This is a genomic window from Bdellovibrio sp. NC01 (assembly GCF_006874625.1).
In the GTDB taxonomy this organism is placed as follows: Bacteria; Bdellovibrionota; Bdellovibrionia; order Bdellovibrionales; family Bdellovibrionaceae; genus Bdellovibrio.
The window spans coordinates 2,227,865-2,243,919 of the sequence record NZ_CP030034.1 but is presented as its reverse complement, the minus strand read 5'-3'; the positions used below and the strand labels follow the sequence as shown (position 1 = coordinate 2,243,919).

The following is a 16,055-nucleotide window of genomic DNA, read 5'->3' as shown; positions in this document are numbered from 1 at the left end:
TTATTCGCTTGATCTAAGGTCTTTATTGAGTGCGGGCGCGATCATTGGATATTTAGACAGATCTCCATGAAGACGTTTTCGAAAACTTGCTTCGATTTTTGCTAACTTGTCTTTGTGTTTTTTATGGAAAGTAAAATAGGTTGGAATTTTTAAAAGCGGTTTGTCTGAAACTTTAATAAGTTCTTTCATGCCGGGATCTTTTTGTAGCACACTTTCACCCGTCGATTTCAAAGCAATGTAATAATCTAAACGCTTGGTCTTAATCATCTGCAGGCCTTGAAGCGCGCTTGTCATGGACGTTGCATTAAGACCGCGACGTTGAGCTTCTCTTTCGATCATTAAGTTACCAATCGTGTAAGCGCCTTTGTAGTTTTTCAGATTATCGACATTGAAGTTTTTGATCTCTGAAGAATAAAAAATATTGGCAGTTGAAAAGGCGATAGGAAAGGACACGTGAACAAGGTTTTCACGACTTTTAAATCCCGATACAAGATCGTCATAGATGATGACGTCTAGCTGCCCCTTTTCCACTAAATCTCTACAGCGTCGCTGTGGGACATTTTTAGGAATTAAATCAATATTGGCATCTTTTAAGGTATCAATAAGAAATTGTGTGTACTCGCGAACAGATTGTAAGTTTGTGACTTCCTCTGGAATCGAAAGAGTCATCGCCGAGTTTGTCGTTGCGAAAAGCTTCAGGGGCGCCATTAAAAGAATCAGTACAAGAAAACGTGCCATATTTGGAAGTATAGGGATCAAAACCAATGCTGACAAGCGAAGCGCGCTAAAGGTCTAAAAATGCGGACACCTGCGGTTGACTCCACGTGCGATTGCCTTTGTTGAAAACGGTTGATAGCGTTTTATCATGAATAAAACAGTCCGCATTCAACTGATTCCTGGATCAGAAGCTGCTTCCATCGTTGATCCATTTTATGAACAAGAAGGTAAAACGCATCGAGCTCGTCCTTCGGACTTGTTCTTTGCAGCTTTCATAGAGGATAAAATTGTCGGTGTTTGTCGTTTTTGTGTGGAAGAAAATACGCCACTGCTAAGAAGTATGATTGTGCAGGAGTCGTTACGCGCGCAGAAAATTGGTGCGAAAATTCTTGAAAGCTTCGCGGAATACCTTAAGCATAACAATATCAAAGAAACATACTGTATTCCGTACGGGCACTTGGGGAATTTCTACGGTTTGATTGATTTTAAAGTCGTCAGAGAGACGGATGCGCCTGCATTTTTGCAAGATCGCATTCAGGAGTACCGTAAGATTTCAGACAAAACCTTTATGATCATGCGCAGGGATTGACCTATGAAAGTATCTATGAAGCTTAAATTTATCGCAGCCATAGTTTTGTTAAGTCTCAGCACAGCGAAGTCATTTGCCGCTGAAATCAGTATTACCATGGACGATTTCGACGTTTATGAAGAAACAAAACTCAATGCTCAACAAAGAAATGACGCGATCTTAGCTGTTCTAAAAAAGCACAAGATTAAGGCCACTTTGTTTGTCGTGGGCAAGTATATTCAATCCAATCGTGATCGTGAGCTTTTAAAGCAGTGGAGCGATCAGGGCCACATGATTGGCAATCACACGTTCGATCATAAGCCCTACAACGCCAAGATGAGTCTTGAAGATGAAAAAGCACAAGTACTAAAGTGCGAGGCTGTCTTAAAAGATAATCCCGGCTTTGAAAAGATTTTCCGCTTCCCAATGCTTGCCGAAGGCGATACTCCCGAGAAGCGCGATCAATTCCGTGGATGGTTAAAAGCGCATGGTTATCGTCTTGGCGAAGTCACGATTGATGCGTCTGATTGGTATATCGATCAAAGGATGAGAAGTAAGCTCGCGGCTGATCCAAACGCCGATCTAAAACCTTATCGTGATTACTATCTCGAGCACATCTGGGATCGAGCGCAATACTACAATAATCTTTCAAAAAAAGTTTTGGGCCGTGAGGTTAAGCACACACTGCTTGTTCACTACAAGTTACTGAATGCACTTTATCTTGATGATCTTCTAACGATGTTTGAAACAAAAGGTTGGAAGTTGATTGACGCCAAAGAGGCATTCAAAGATCCAGTTTTTGCCAAACAACCTAAGAGTATGCCTTCTGGTCAAAGTTTGCTGTGGGCACTTGCAAAAGAATCGGGTAAATACGATGCCGAACTTCGCTATCCAGGCGAGGACGACGTCTATGAAAAGCCAAAGATGGATGCGCTGGGCTTATAAAATCATCCGAAATATGAAAATACTCAAAATGTCCATGCCGTGTCCTCGGCAAAGAGACTAGAATTCAAGAGATCTTGATGATGTCCTCTTTTAAAAATCTGATCTGCAAATATGCTTTGAGGCATGAAGCAGTTAGATTTAGTCGCGATCTCTAAAAATGAAAGTTTCATCGAACGCTGCCGCACATTGTGCGCAGACTTCGATTTTCAATATGCTCACTTTGGATCTTCGGAAGATTTCTTTGAACAAAGCGAGCACGCACCAACAATTAAGTGCTTCATTTTAGATTGCACCAAATTTGAAAATATCCATGAGGCGGCGGGCACGATTCAAGTGGCGCGCCAGATGATGGATCGCTCTTACATCATTTCAATTTTAAATTCTAAGGTCGATCCAAATGAAATGGAGTTATTAAAAAAATCAGGTGCGAATCTGATCATGCTTGATAACGAGTTCACGACGAACAGTAAATTGGAATTCGTAGCAAGCCAGGTTATTAAGTCGGCATTCATTCCTGTGAAAGTTGTCGATTTGGTACCTGAATCAAGCATCAACGGGCATCTTTACATGTTGATGCCGATGAATAGAAAATTTTTAAAAGTTTATAAGCCAGGTTCAAAGATCGACAATGCTTTCATCATAAAATACGCCGAAGCGAAAGAACTTTATACTCATCGTAACGACCTATCTGCGTGGGTTGAATATATTCAAAAATTTCAAGCTCGCGATGACAATGCGGGTGCGCGAAGCTGTCGCGCGAATTTTTTAAAACTACAGCAAGCGTTCTTAGATCTGGTCATTCTGATCAGCGATCAAACGACTTCGACCTCTTTTGCCGCCGGTAAAACATTGTATGCTTTGTGTGAGAAATTTTGTGCAGATCTCTTAGTTTCTTTAAGAGAAGTCATGGCGCCGTGGGAGGCCGTGAATAATTCCTCGATTGGAGATTTTGGATCGGTTGAGCGCGGTACAGCAGTCGCAGCCTATGCGGGAATGCTTGCGGAAAAGATTTCTCCGGCGGTCGCTCCGAAAGCGATGATGGGCGGTTTGCTTGCCGATATTGGTTTGATTTTGGTTTCCCCAGAGGTCAGTCGAAAAATTCGCACCGGGAACGTAGCTCACATGACGGGTGAAGAGCGCATGGAATACATGAAGCATCCTATTTACGGTCTTAACCAAATTCTTTCGAAGCGCATTCCTTTAGATGATCTGATCAAAGATATGATTCTGATGTCCCATGAGCGTATGGATCAAAAAGGTTTTCCTAATAAACCCGCTGCAGTGAAAATGAAGGAAGAACCTATGATCATAAGACTCGCACAAGAACTCGACGACGCCCTAACAATTAAATTGGGTAAAGAGCGAGTCGAGTTTGATGGAACATTCAAAACGTTCCTGTCGAAAAAGATCAACGAAGGGGACGGGTATCCCTTGATGATGCTTCTGAAATTGAATCCCCTGATTAGAAGAGCAGGGTAGTTAGGGATTATTGTGAATAAAATCTTTGATAAATTGAAACATTTTAAACAGAATACGCGATCTCTTTACGCGGACTGTTTGCCAAAGATTTTATCGTAATCAATCAACCCTTGTCGCCCTAGTTCTAGATATCGAATGTGAGTTAAGAATTCTTCAATTTCCTGGCTATTCTCGAGGTAGCACGAAGCGGACGGCTGGATATCTTTAAAACTGATAACGTTCAAATCTAAGCCAGCTCGACTTACCCTCGTCAGTGTTGCGGGGTGTGAATCAAATGGATGAGGCGTCGCTTTTTCATCAATCATGGCTAGTATTTCTTTATTTTCAATCGCGACTATACCTCTGAGCATAGCATCTGGAATATTTGATAAAACTTTTTCTTCATTAGCGAGTGACTTAATTCGTTCATTTACAATTGCGTAAATTTCGTCAGCTGCTGTTGCTTTCAAGAGAGCCGACGAAAAAACTTTTGCACTTGTCAGTTGAATTGCTAGTTCGTCTGCGGCCTCTTCACGCTGCCTATTATGAAATGCATGGGAAGCCCTAAAGCATGTAGCGAAATAATCGACAATGAATAGCGCAGGCATTGCGCTCAGGCTACCATACTTAAGATAGCTTTTATTCTCAGATGAAAGTGATTCCTGAGTTCGATTTAGTCTATTAAATACCGGATTATAGTGTAAGGAGAACTTTGTATCTAATCCTCTAAAATGTCCGAATTCATGAGCAAGGATAGATTTAAACTCTTCCACTGAAAGCAGTTTCATGATTGACGAAGAAATAAATAGTGTTCGACCTTTACATTTTCCATCGAGTGTTTGAACGTCAGCTTCTGTAACGAAAAAGTTGGGTTCAAGACCGATAATGATATTGTCCGGTGCCGTGGTTTGCGCTTGATGTGAGAGAGCGCGCACAGCTTCCCAAAGTTTAGGATGATCGGATGGGAATAGTCGTTTGCCTATCGTGGTTATGCTTGGCTTTGAGAGAATTCTGAATAGGTCCCTACATATTTTAAAAACGATCCAGGCTGCACCAATCGCAAGTAGTCCTGTCAGTTTTGGAAAATATCTCGACCAGAAATAGGCAGGAATAAAATATGAACCGAGTACCAACACAATGGCATTCGTGATTACTGATAGACAAACGAGTCCAATGCAGGCGAAAACGCCAATTCGGAACATGATAAGATGTATAAATCGATTTGTTTTTGTGACCCATCCCAGTAAACTGAAAATAATTAGTGAGAAAAGTGTAAAGCCTGTAGTTGCAAAACAAAGAGTTTCAAAATCTCTAAGCTCTGAATCTATATCGCAGCTTTCTTTTACCGCTTGTCTGAATTGGTCTTGATTTAAATCATAAAGTCGCGGGCATAGGTAGGTTAGTGTTAATTTGTATGATTCTATTTGGGAGTTTTTGAATAGATCTTCCAGTGTTGATGTAAATTTGCTCGAATTGTAACTCTGCATTCCAATAGCGGCCAATGCCCCCAAGAGAGGGATTGCGCAGCAGAACAGTAGAGTAGCCAGAAGTTTTTTAGAAAGTAATTTGGTCATATTCGTTAGATCGGAACAAACTTTTGTTTACTTAAAAGTAATTTGTTTATGTCTAATGTGTCTCATTAAAAGGCAATGAAGATTAGATTTGCGGAGCGATAAAAACCATGGCCATTGCGAGGTTCGTTAAATTAATTTTGCAAACCCCAAATCCAATGATAGACGGTACCTACCGGAGGCCAACATGCCCGAGTTACCAGAAGTCGAAATCGTGAAACGCGGTCTTGCAGAAATCCTTGAAGATCATCCGCGTTTAGAAAAAATCGAACTCAAACGCAAAGATATTCGCAGTCCTATTCCTGCTAAAAAATTAAGCACCTTGGTTGGCGAGAAGATCACTTCTGTGCAGCGTCGAGCGAAGTACTTGCTGTTGTGGACGCCGAAAGGGGCGATGCTTTCACATCTGGGAATGACCGGAACGTGGAGGGTGGCGCCAAAAGGAGATGAGCGGTCTCATGACCATATCTACCTTCATTTTTCTAACGGTCTACGGTTGGCGTATCGTGATCCGCGACGTTTCGGCGTGTTTGATTTCGTGACCGATCCTGCGACGCATCCAAGCCTTAAAAATCTGGGACCCGAGCCGCTTTCGAAAGACTTTACCGGCGAAAGTTTATGGGAAAGTCTGTGTAAGAAAAATATTGCGATCAAAGTGGCGATCATGGATCAAAAAGTGGTCGTTGGTGTCGGCAACATTTACGCTAGCGAAGCGTTGTTTGCGGCAGGAATTAAGCCGTCACTTCCAGCCTCAAAACTCTCTCTGGACAGAGCGAAAATCCTGGTGCGTGAGATTCAAAATGTGCTTTCAGAATCCATCAAAGCGGGTGGATCTTCGATCAGCGATTTCGAACATGCTTCGGGTGATAGTGGATACTTCCAAGATCGCTTCAAAGTGTATGACCGAGCGGGAGAACCATGTGTTGTCTGCGGTACACACATTCGATCGAAAGTGATGGGTGGTCGAAATACCTTCTGGTGCGGCCATTGCCAGAAATAAATTTTTTAAAATTTCGTTTGCTAAGAGTGCAAAAATTTGTGTAACTTAGCCATTAGTCGAGATTAAAACAAAAATGTGCGTTCGGAATTACTCTGAGTGCGCAATTAATTATACGAAGGGACAACAACAATGAAAGCTATCGTAATCGCAGCTTTGCTAGCACTTTCTTTCACAACTGGTTTCACATGCTCTAAAAACCAACCAGCTGAAACTACTCCAGCAGCTACTGAAGCAACTCCAGCAGCTACTGAAACTCCAGCAGCTACTCCAGCTGAAGGTACAGCAGCTCCAGCTCCAACTGAAGCAGCTCCTGCAGCAACTCCAGCAGCACCTGCTGGCGAAACTAAGTAATTTTACGCCACAAGCGTAAAGCACCTTAGTTGCTTGATGAAAGCCCTCTTCGGAGGGCTTTTTTTATTTCCCGCACCAGTAGCGGACTTCCGGTCAAAACTAGAATTCCAACTCAATTTCTCATTCTGAAAAGCTCCTCCAACGACCTGTTTGAGCGGAGTTTAGACCCAAGCAATCCTCATAAATTCAAATTTGTATAAGCTCCTTAAGGTACCGAATTTCCTAGGCTTCTGAAAAAAGCCTGCTTGCGCATGCTCATATTAAGCGGTGTAATTATTGTGGTTAGCAATAATAAGGAGAAACATCGTGGACTCTATCAACTCGTTATACGGGTATTTCTTAGAGAGCTGCACATGGGCTTGGGTTTTGGGCTCTGTGGTGCTCTTGTTGTTCGTCGGCTTCTTTGGAAGTCCTTTGATCGTGTGGACGATCGCAATCGCGGCTATCATGGCGGGCTTCGCAGCTCCGATGTGGTTGTGGATTGTATTTGCGGTTGTCGCTGTGATCTTCAATATTCCACCAATCCGTCAAGCGTTGGTGACTTCAGGCGTGTTCGCGATTTTCAAAAAATTCGAATTCTTGCCAAAAATCTCTGACACAGAAAAAGCCGCTCTTGATGCGGGTGTTGTGTGGGTAGAGAAAGATCTTTTCTCTGGTAAACCAAATTTCCAAAACTTGATGAACGAACCTTACCCAGATTTGACTGCGGAAGAAAAAGCGTTCATGCAAGGCCCGGTTGAAAATCTTTGTAAAATGATCGACCACTGGGAAATCTATAAAACAAAAGAAATTCCTCCAGCGATCTGGGACTACATCAAGAAAGAAAAATTCTTGGGTATGATCGTACCGAAAGAGTACGGCGGTCTTGGTTTCTCTGCGCTTTGCCATTCTGAAGTGATCATGAAAATCTCTTCTCGTTCATTGGCAGTAGCGATTCAAGTGATGGTTCCAAACTCTTTGGGTCCTGCAGAGCTTCTTGCTCACTACGGTACTGACGCTCAGAAAAAACACTGGTTGCCTCGTTTGGCTGACGGTAAGGAAATCCCTTGCTTCGGTTTGACAGAGCCAACTGCGGGTTCTGATGCTGGTGCGATCACTTCAACAGGTGTGTTGTTCAAAGATACAGACGGTAAAATCAAAATCCGTTTGAACTGGAACAAACGTTGGATCACTTTGGCTGCGATCTCTTCTGTGATCGGTCTTGCGTTCCGTCTTCGTGACCCAGAAAATTTGTTGGGTAAAGGTGAAGATCTAGGTATTACTTGTGCGTTGATTCCATCGAACACTCCGGGTGTTGTTTTGGGTCGTCGTCATGATCCATTGAATACTCCATTCTATAACTGTCCGACTCAAGGTAAAGACGTTGTCGTTGATGCTGAAGAGGCTATCGTTGGTGGTATCGCTAACGCTGGTAAAGGCTGGATGATGTTGATGGAATGTTTGGCTGCAGGCCGTGGTATCTCTTTGCCTGCGCAAGCAACGGGCGGTACTAAATTGGCTGCACGTGTAACATCAGCTCACTCTGTAGTTCGCCGTCAATTCGGTGTTTCTATCGGTAAGTTCGAAGGTGTTGAAGAACCTCTAGCGCGCATCGGTGCTTCTGCTTACGCTCTTGAGGCGATGAGAAGATACTGCTTGGGTGCACTTGATAAAGGTATCAAACCAGGCGTTATCACAGCGATGCAAAAATACTATGCGACTGAAATGGGTCGTAAAGTGATCGTTGATGCGATGGACATCATGGGCGGTGCGGGTATCTCTTTGGGCCCTCGTAACGTTTTGGCTGAAATCTATATCGCAACTCCAATCGGTATCACGGTTGAAGGTGCGAACATCATGACTCGTACATTGATCATCTTCGGTCAAGGTGCGCTTCGTGCCCATCCATTCGCGTACTCTGAAGTTAAAGCTTATGAAGCTAATGACTTAAGAGCATTCGACAGAGCATTCTTCGGCCACATTGGTCACATCGTACGTAATACGTGCCGTGCGATCTTGTTGTCATGCTCTCGCGGTTACTTGGCATCAACTCCAGATTGCCATCCGCAAATGAAAGTTTACTTCCGTCGTATGTCTTGGACTTCAGCAACTTTCGCATTGCTTGCTGACGTTGCAATGGGCGTTCTTGGTGGCTCTTTGAAAATGAAAGAGAAAATCACGGGTCGCTTCGCAGACATCTTGGCTCATATGTACATCGCAACTGCGATCCTTCGCCGTTTTGAAGCTGAAGGTCGTCGTGAAGAAGATCTGGCTTTCGCACACTACAACTTGAAAGTGTGCATGGCTGAGATTCAAAAAGGTTTCGATGGTATCTTTGATAACTTGAAGATCCCTGGTCTTCGTTGGTTCTTCAAAGGCTGGTTGGGTGCTTGGTCTCGTATCAACTCAATCGGTTCGCAAGCTTCTGACGGTTGGACACACGCTATCGCATCAGCAATGATGAAAGAAGGCGGTATCCGTGATCGTTTGACTGAAGGTATCTATCTTCCAAAAGAACGCGATCAAGCAGTAGGTCGTTTGGATTATGCATTCTCTGTATCTTTGAAAGCAGAAGCTGCTGAAAAGAAAATCAGAAAAGCAGTTCACGCGGGCACTCTTCCGAAGAAGAAAGCAAACCAATTGTTCGACGAAGCTCGCAGCAAGAATGTTATCACTGAAGAAGAATTTAAACTTCTTCAAGAAGCAGACGCCGTTCGCTACGACGCGATCTTGGTAGACGACTTCAACGAAGAACAATATCACGCAAACAAAGTTCTTTAAGAACAAATAAAAAACCCCGGTGATGAACCGGGGTTTTTTATTATGGGCGGCGGCGAGCGCGGCTTGCCAGAAGTTTTTTTACATACCCATCATCGTCTTCGTCGTAGATGTCGCCGATGATTTCTTCGAAGATGTTTTCCATTGTCACTAATCCGGCCACTGTGGCGCGATCATAGATCACGGCCATGTGGGAGTTTTCTTCCTGCATTTTGATCAGAATACGAAACAGTGGCTCAAAGGATTTAAACTTTAAGCATGGGCGAATCAGGCTGGACCAGTCGGGATCTTCTTCTTTGTATTTGCGGGCGACGAAAAATTCTTTGCTGTTGATAAGGCCAATGACGTTACCATCTTCAACGACGGGCACACGTGTGTGCCCCGAATTCACGATGATTGTTTCCACGTCTTCGATGGAATCACCTTTACGCAAGTACACGACGTCTTTCCATGGAACCATCACTTCGCGCGCCAATGTTTTATCGGCGCTAACGATATTCATTACGTATTGCTTCGTTTGATGTGGTAGATCTTCAATTTCTAAATCTTGATCCGTAGCGGTTTCGGTTTTTTCAGTCAGACTAAAAATTTTAAGAATGATATGCGTTGATTTTTCCAGCAACCATACGGCCGGCGATAAAATCTTTTCGCCCCAATAAAGCCAGCGTGCCGCCCACAGGGAAATAAATAAAGAATTTCTTAACGCCAATGTTTTTGGAACAAGTTCACCGACAACGACGCTTAAATAAGACAACGGCAAAACAACCAAGGCGATGGAAATGGCTTCTGCTGTTTGTTCTTTCAAGGCAAAAGTTTGTACCAGGTGGGGAGTCAGCGCTTCTTCAGCACCGGCACCACCAACAGCTGCCGCAATAGCGCCGACAAGTGTGATACCAATTTGGATCACGCTCAGGGTGCGTTCAGGATTTTCTTTTAACTGCAGTAAAAGTTTAGCGCGTTTATCTTTGGCAGAGATGTTTTTCAGTTGCAGTTTGCGAACTGTGACGAAGGCCATCTCGGCACCTGATAAAAGCATATTTAAAAATAAACATACGGCAACAACCAGAAGCTCCGTCATCATACAAGCTCCTCGCGTGCGATTTTATTTTGGGTGTTAATTAAAGAAAGGCTTACGAGATTTAAATTGGGGTCAGGGTCCATATGCAGTTAAGATAACAATTCAGATTCTGAAGATCAAAGTTATCCACTAAAATAAATTTTATACATTGCTTGTCATTTTAACATTCGTGAAATGCGCGTCATCTTGGGATCTCACAGAATGCAAACTTGACCGAAATCGAACAGAAGAGCTAAATGGTGCTTATGTTTGTTACAAAATAAGAGGTGTCTTATGTCGAATGTTCCTTCTCTTAAACTCAACGACGGTAAAACAATTCCACAACTTGGCTTCGGTTTGTGGCAAGTTCCAGATGCGGAAGCGGAAACGGCTGTGCTTGAAGCAATTAAAGTCGGCTATCGCTCTATCGATGGTGCAGCGATTTATCGCAACGAAGACGGCTTAGGACGCGCGATTCAAAACTCTTCAGTGAAGCGCGAAGAGCTTTTCATCACAACAAAACTATGGAATGAAAATCAAGGTTACGATTCGACGTTAAGCGCGTTTGAACAAAGCATGAAAAAGCTAAAGCTTGATTACTTGGACATGTATTTGATCCATTGGCCATCGCCACATCGTGGTCTGTTCGTGGATACATGGAAAGCGCTTATTCAACTTCGTAAGGAAGGTCGTGTTAAGACGATCGGTGTTTCAAATTTCACGATCGATAACTTAAAAAAGATCATTGCAGAAACGGGCGAAGTACCAGCAGTAAATCAAATCGAACTTCATCCGAATTTCCAACAAAAAGAACTTCGCAAGTTCCACGCAGAAAAAGGCATCGCCACAGAATCGTGGAGTCCACTTGGCCAAGGTAAAATCTTGCAAGATGCGACTCTATCAGAAATCGCGGCGAAACATGGAAAATCTGTAGCGCAGATTATTTTGCGTTGGCATTTGCAATCAGGTTTGATTGTGATTCCAAAATCAGTAACACCTTCACGCATTAAAGAAAATTTTGATGTGTTTGGTTTTACGCTTGATAACAGCGACATGGAAAAGATTGCGAAGATGGATTCAGCGGAGGGTCGTATTGGTCCTAATCCCGAGACAGCGGCGTTCTAATACGAAAGAACGAAGTTGGCGTTGGAGGCCCCTGCGTGAAGCAAGGGCCCCTCAAACTTAGCGTTCCTAGTTGCCTAGATAGAACGCAAAATAAAATTAAAAGATCGCATCATTGAACTGAAGGCTTGGCGCTTATTGATGAAGCCCAAGTAAGAGAAGTTGCGTACAAGCGGCAAATCCAATTCTTCTTCGCTGTGACCTGTGTAGATCACCACAGGAATTGGTTTGCGTACCTTATGAACTTTCTTTTCAGTCAAAAGACGGTCCATCAAAAGTAAAGTATCGCGGCCGCCCATTTGTGGCATTTGCCAGTCCAAAACAACCAAATCAAATTGCTTATTCACAAGAAGAGGAATGGCGTCTTGTCCGTCGAAAGCCATAGTCACGTCGCATTTATAGTGATCGAGAATGTGTGACATCAGTTTTACTGAATCCAAACTGTCATCGATAACTAAAACACGTGGAGCGTGCTGCTTTTCTAGATTTGTTGAGGAAGACGTTGTTTCAAGTACCATATCGAGTTCTCCTAAGTGCATTGCCTTATTTGAACCGATTTGGAGTGGAAAAATCTTCTAAAACCGTGAGTATGAAGGGGTTTTAATGAAAGGTCCGATGCGTTTCAGCAAAGAACTCGCGTTACGCGAGCTCTTTACGAGTTTGCTCAGTTACAATTGTTTCGCGGACCACAACAACTTTGATTTGTCCTGGATAATTGCATTCCTCTTCGATACGCGCAGCGATCTTTTTTGAGAGATCAAGTGCGTGAGTATCGTCGATCTTTTTGCCATTCACCATCACTCGGCATTCACGACCGCCACTCAAAACGAAACAGTCAGTTACGCCTTGGAAGCTTCGTGCGATGTCTTGAAGTTCAGAGACTTTTTGGTTGTATGATTCAATCGTCGAACGACGTGCACCAGGACGAGCGCCAGAAATCGCATCGGCTGCGATGACAACAAACGCATGATCTGTTGAAGGTTGTTCGTCAAAGTGATGGGCTTTAACCGCATGAACCACATCTGGTGCTTCATTGCGAGCCGCGATGAAGTCAGCACCAATCACAGCATGGCCACCTTCCATCACATGGTCCATCGATTTACCGATATCGTGAAGCATGCCTACACGGCGAGCTTTCTTAATATCGATACCCAATTCCGAAGCTAGAAGGCCAGCAAGCCAACCCACTTCGCCGCAGTGGAAGTATTGATTTTGTGTGAAAGAGTAACGATAGCGCAAAGAACCCATCATCTGACGGATCTCTGGATGCAAACCTTCAAGTTTCAACTCTTTGGCTAAAGAGTCGCCATCGTGTTTGATATTTTTCGTAAGTTCTTTCTTTTGGTTTTCAGCGATTTTACGAATGAAATCTGGAGTAATGCTTTTCTTCTCTTTGAAGATGCGTTCCAAAGTTCTGCGCGTTAATTCACGACGAACAGGATCAAAACCTGCAACGCCAACCATATCCAAACCTTCTTCAACGATGATATCGCAACCGCAAGTTTCTTGAACGGTTTTGATATTTTCACCCGCAGGATCGCAGAAAAGTTTGCGGACGTGGTTGTCTGGGAAGTTCACGGCACCAATGCCACGCTCTGCACAGTAAGGGCGTGCGAAGCGGTCGATGATCAGGCCCAAGATTTTTTTCGCACGAGTTTCCGCATGTTCTTTCACATCTTCTTCATGTTCTTGCGCAAGACGGGCCGCACGACGTTGGGCTTCGTCTTCCATCATCGTTTTCAATTGCGTTTTGAATTCTTCGGCAGAGGTGTTCAATTTTGCAGTTAATTTTTCCACGAAATCTTTATTCAAAGATTTTTGAACTTCTTTAACTTTATTCAGTTCTGCTTCTTGAGATTTCAAGGCTTGTTCTTGAACTTTAACTTCAGCTTCACGCTCTTGCAGTTTTTTCTTTTCTTCTTGAACAAGGGAATCTGCTTTCGATTTTTTCTCGTTAGCAACTTCTTGAAGATCTTCGATGCGACCTTCGGTCTTTAACATCTCAGCTTCAATCTTTGTCCACATTTCCATTTCAATTTCTTGCACGCGTTCTTTTTCTTCTAGCTGACGAAGCTCGACAGCCTCTTTGGCTTCTCCGAGAATTTCATTGGCTTCTTCACGAGCTAAACGAAGAGTGCGCGCGTTCTGCAATTTATGTAAAGCCAAGCCCAATCCACCACCGGCGATAATTGCAATAAGGGCTATAGCGATAACTAACAACATAAGACACTCCTAACCCTCTAAGTTTACACTGGGCTGCCGCGCCAACGCAAATTTTCCCAGTATTTACTTCGGGCGTTATCAGAGTTATTCTTTCATTCGTTAAGCCTAACGCATGGGGAGGAAATATGGCGCACATGAGCTGTCAAACGAAGTGGACCGGAGGTCTGGGCTTCGAAGCACTCTCTGGGAGTGGACATAAGTTCCAAATGGACACAAAAGTGGCAAATGGCGGCGATGATCGAGGTGCGTCTCCAAAAGAAGTGCTCTTAGGTGCGATCTGCGCGTGCTCAGGTATCGATGTGGCTTCAATTCTTAAAAAAATGAGAGTCGATCTTCAATCTTTAGAAGTGAATGCGGAATCTGACACAACTCAAGGCTATCCGTCGATTTTTGCGAAAGTGATGGTTGATTTTAAGGTCACTAGCCCCGACGCAAAGCCTGATCAAGTTATTAAATCTGTCGATCTTTCGATGACCAAATACTGTGGCGTCAGTGCGATGGTGAACCCCACATCGCCAATTTACTACCGTGTGTTTTTGAATGGCGCGGTTATTCACGAAGCAAAAGCCGATTTTACAGAAAGTTTAAAAGAGTCCGAGGCGGGGCATGGACGTTAATATTCCATTTCACGAATTGGATTTTTCATACGCGCGTTCGCGGGGGCCGGGTGGACAAAACGTGAATCGCACCAATTCGGCGGCGATTTTGCGCTGGAATCCCGCAAAGAGCCACGCGTTTTCGCCCGAAGTGAAAGAAAGATTGCTACATAAACTCGCAAATCAGCTAACGGATGAAGGCGATATCTTGATTCGCAGTGAAGAGCATCGCGATCAAGACCAAAATCGTTCAGCCTGCATTCGTAAACTGCAAGCGCTGATTAAGAAAGCTTTGTTCGTGCCGAAGAAACGTGTGGCAACAAAACCTACAAAAGGTTCTGTGCGCAGAAGACTTGAAGGTAAGAAAATCCAATCAGAAGTCAAAGCCGGTCGTCAGAAAGTTCGTGTATAATTAAACCGGCTCTGCAATATGCGCGTCGGCTTCTTTGCCGGCCACTTGTTCCACTGCAACGATATTGCGTGATAAGAAAACCGCAAGCAGTGTGAACGCAATCGCGATGTAACCCACATTTTCAAAATGATCTAAATGTCCCGTGCCTTCTTGTTGAGTCACCATGATGCCTGCGATGTAACTGGCCGTCGCTGAGGCTAATTGCTGCACGCAATTTACGATACTCATAAAACTTCCACGATTTTGCGGTCGAGTGGTCCCTGAGACCAAAGCGGTCGCAGGAATCATGCGCCCGCCAGACATCACGAAAAACAAAGAAGTACAAATCAACGCGACCCATAGTGGACTTGGGGGCAGGTGTGTAATCAGGAAAATAGGAATCAACGTCACCAGCGCGCCATACTTAAACACATCGTGTTTTCCGTATTTATCAGCTAAGCGTCCAATCATAGGTGACGTAAAAATCGTGAATAAACCGCCAACCATGTAAATCAATGGCAACTGTGCTTCAGTCATGCCGACATTTGCGACCATTGATGGCGAAAGAAACGGCACAATGGCAAAGTGACCAAAGATCACGCAAAACATAAAGACCAAAGCGCGACGTTGATTGGTGTTCTTGATGATTTCAATTAGCGACTGATAAATCGGCGCTTTTTGGCGATTCACTAAATGCCCACGCATGGAAGGCATGAAGAATAAAATCATTAAACACAATACCAGCGATGCAAGTCCCAGAAAGATAAATGGTGCATGCCACGAATACTGATTCGCAAGAAATAAACTAAAGGGAACGCCAAAAATAGATGCCATCGAAAAGGCCGTCATGATCACGCCCATCGCGCTGCCACGGCGTTCGTAAGAAATTGCATCACTCACAATCGAAAGGACGAGTGAGCTTAAGACTCCGCCAAAGACTCCGGTTAAACCGCGCGCAAGCAAGAGCAATTCGTAAGTGGGAGCCAAAGCACATGCGACCGTGCCCAAGCCAAAGCCTGTATAGAAAAACAGCAAGTTCACTTTGCGATCGAATTTATCAACAAAGAAAGAAGCAAGAAAACCACTCACGCCAGCGCAGAATGTGTACGATGACACGAGGAGTCCGAACTGATGAGGGTTGATGTGAAAAAGACGCATCAACTGCGGACCAAGCGGCATCATGATCATGAAGTCGACAACCGAGCTGAACTGAATCGCAGCAAGCATGCCGAGTAAGATTTTTTCTTTTTTCGAAAACATCGTAAGTCCTTTTGGTTGACGTCGGTTCTAAGGCTAACC

The 16,055-nt window shown here is 43.9% G+C and carries 15 protein-coding genes; 9 read left to right on the top strand and 6 right to left on the bottom strand.

Going from position 1 to position 16,055, the window contains the following annotated elements:
* Complete coding sequence (locus DOE51_RS10765; protein WP_142696566.1) at nt 1–738, bottom strand: transporter substrate-binding domain-containing protein; 738 nt, start codon at nt 736–738, stop codon at nt 1–3.
* A 127-nt stretch (nt 739–865) separates the two neighbouring features.
* Between DOE51_RS10765 and DOE51_RS10760 the strand changes: the two genes are divergently transcribed.
* The 3 genes from DOE51_RS10760 to DOE51_RS10750 all read left to right on the top strand — a co-directional run bounded on the left by DOE51_RS10760 (nt 866) and on the right by DOE51_RS10750 (nt 3,709).
* Complete coding sequence (locus DOE51_RS10760; RefSeq protein WP_142696565.1) at nt 866–1,306, top strand: GNAT family N-acetyltransferase; 441 nt, start codon at nt 866–868, stop codon at nt 1,304–1,306.
* Between the two features lie 3 nt (nt 1,307–1,309).
* A complete protein-coding gene (locus DOE51_RS10755) occupies nt 1,310–2,230 on the top strand; it encodes a polysaccharide deacetylase family protein (protein ID WP_246845035.1) in 921 nt (306 codons plus the stop codon).
* A 123-nt stretch (nt 2,231–2,353) separates the two neighbouring features.
* The gene (locus DOE51_RS10750) at nt 2,354–3,709 is read left to right on the top strand and encodes an HD-GYP domain-containing protein (protein ID WP_142696564.1); all 1,356 of its coding nucleotides are present in this window, start codon (nt 2,354–2,356) and stop codon (nt 3,707–3,709) included.
* Nucleotides 3,710–3,774: 65 nt separating this feature from the next.
* Here DOE51_RS10750 and DOE51_RS10745 read toward each other — a convergent pair whose 3' ends face one another.
* Nucleotides 3,775–5,262, bottom strand: coding sequence for a M48 family metallopeptidase (locus DOE51_RS10745; RefSeq protein WP_142696563.1), 1,488 nt, complete (start codon nt 5,260–5,262; stop codon nt 3,775–3,777).
* A gap of 184 nt (nt 5,263–5,446) precedes the next feature.
* On the opposite strand from DOE51_RS10745, the gene mutM reads away from it, so the two are divergent.
* From mutM to DOE51_RS10730, 3 genes are all read left to right on the top strand, one after another.
* On the top strand, nt 5,447–6,259 hold the full coding sequence (gene mutM, locus DOE51_RS10740) for a bifunctional DNA-formamidopyrimidine glycosylase/DNA-(apurinic or apyrimidinic site) lyase (protein WP_142696562.1): 813 nt from the start codon (nt 5,447–5,449) through the stop codon (nt 6,257–6,259).
* A gap of 129 nt (nt 6,260–6,388) precedes the next feature.
* Nucleotides 6,389–6,610, top strand: a complete 222-nt coding sequence (locus DOE51_RS10735; protein ID WP_142696561.1) for an acylneuraminate cytidylyltransferase — start codon at nt 6,389–6,391, stop codon at nt 6,608–6,610.
* 306 nt (nt 6,611–6,916) lie between these two features.
* On the top strand, nt 6,917–9,370 hold the full coding sequence (locus DOE51_RS10730; protein ID WP_142696560.1) for an acyl-CoA dehydrogenase: 2,454 nt from the start codon (nt 6,917–6,919) through the stop codon (nt 9,368–9,370).
* A 40-nt stretch (nt 9,371–9,410) separates the two neighbouring features.
* On the opposite strand, the gene DOE51_RS10725 is transcribed toward DOE51_RS10730, so the two are convergent.
* Nucleotides 9,411–10,448 (bottom strand): hemolysin family protein, encoded by a 1,038-nt coding sequence (locus DOE51_RS10725; RefSeq protein WP_246845034.1) that lies wholly within the window; start codon nt 10,446–10,448, stop codon nt 9,411–9,413.
* 270 nt (nt 10,449–10,718) lie between these two features.
* On the opposite strand from DOE51_RS10725, the gene DOE51_RS10720 reads away from it, so the two are divergent.
* A complete protein-coding gene (locus DOE51_RS10720; RefSeq protein ID WP_142696559.1) occupies nt 10,719–11,549 on the top strand; it encodes an aldo/keto reductase in 831 nt (276 codons plus the stop codon).
* A 74-nt stretch (nt 11,550–11,623) separates the two neighbouring features.
* On the opposite strand, the gene DOE51_RS10715 is transcribed toward DOE51_RS10720, so the two are convergent.
* Nucleotides 11,624–12,064, bottom strand: coding sequence for a response regulator (locus DOE51_RS10715; RefSeq protein ID WP_142696558.1), 441 nt, complete (start codon nt 12,062–12,064; stop codon nt 11,624–11,626).
* A gap of 121 nt (nt 12,065–12,185) precedes the next feature.
* Nucleotides 12,186–13,769 (bottom strand): Rnase Y domain-containing protein, encoded by a 1,584-nt coding sequence (locus DOE51_RS10710; RefSeq protein WP_142696557.1) that lies wholly within the window; start codon nt 13,767–13,769, stop codon nt 12,186–12,188.
* Between the two features lie 206 nt (nt 13,770–13,975).
* Here DOE51_RS10710 and DOE51_RS10705 point away from each other — a divergent pair, with 206 nt between their 5' ends.
* On the top strand, nt 13,976–14,386 hold the full coding sequence (locus tag DOE51_RS10705) for an OsmC family protein (protein ID WP_142696556.1): 411 nt from the start codon (nt 13,976–13,978) through the stop codon (nt 14,384–14,386).
* Entirely contained in the window at nt 14,376–14,777 is a 402-nt protein-coding gene (arfB, locus tag DOE51_RS10700) for an alternative ribosome rescue aminoacyl-tRNA hydrolase ArfB (protein WP_142696555.1), read from the top strand. The genes DOE51_RS10705 and arfB overlap by 11 nt, the downstream gene beginning before the upstream one ends.
* Here arfB and DOE51_RS10695 read toward each other — a convergent pair whose 3' ends face one another.
* Nucleotides 14,778–16,016 (bottom strand): MFS transporter, encoded by a 1,239-nt coding sequence (locus DOE51_RS10695; RefSeq protein WP_142696554.1) that lies wholly within the window; start codon nt 16,014–16,016, stop codon nt 14,778–14,780.
* Nucleotides 16,017–16,055: the final 39 nt, after the last annotated feature.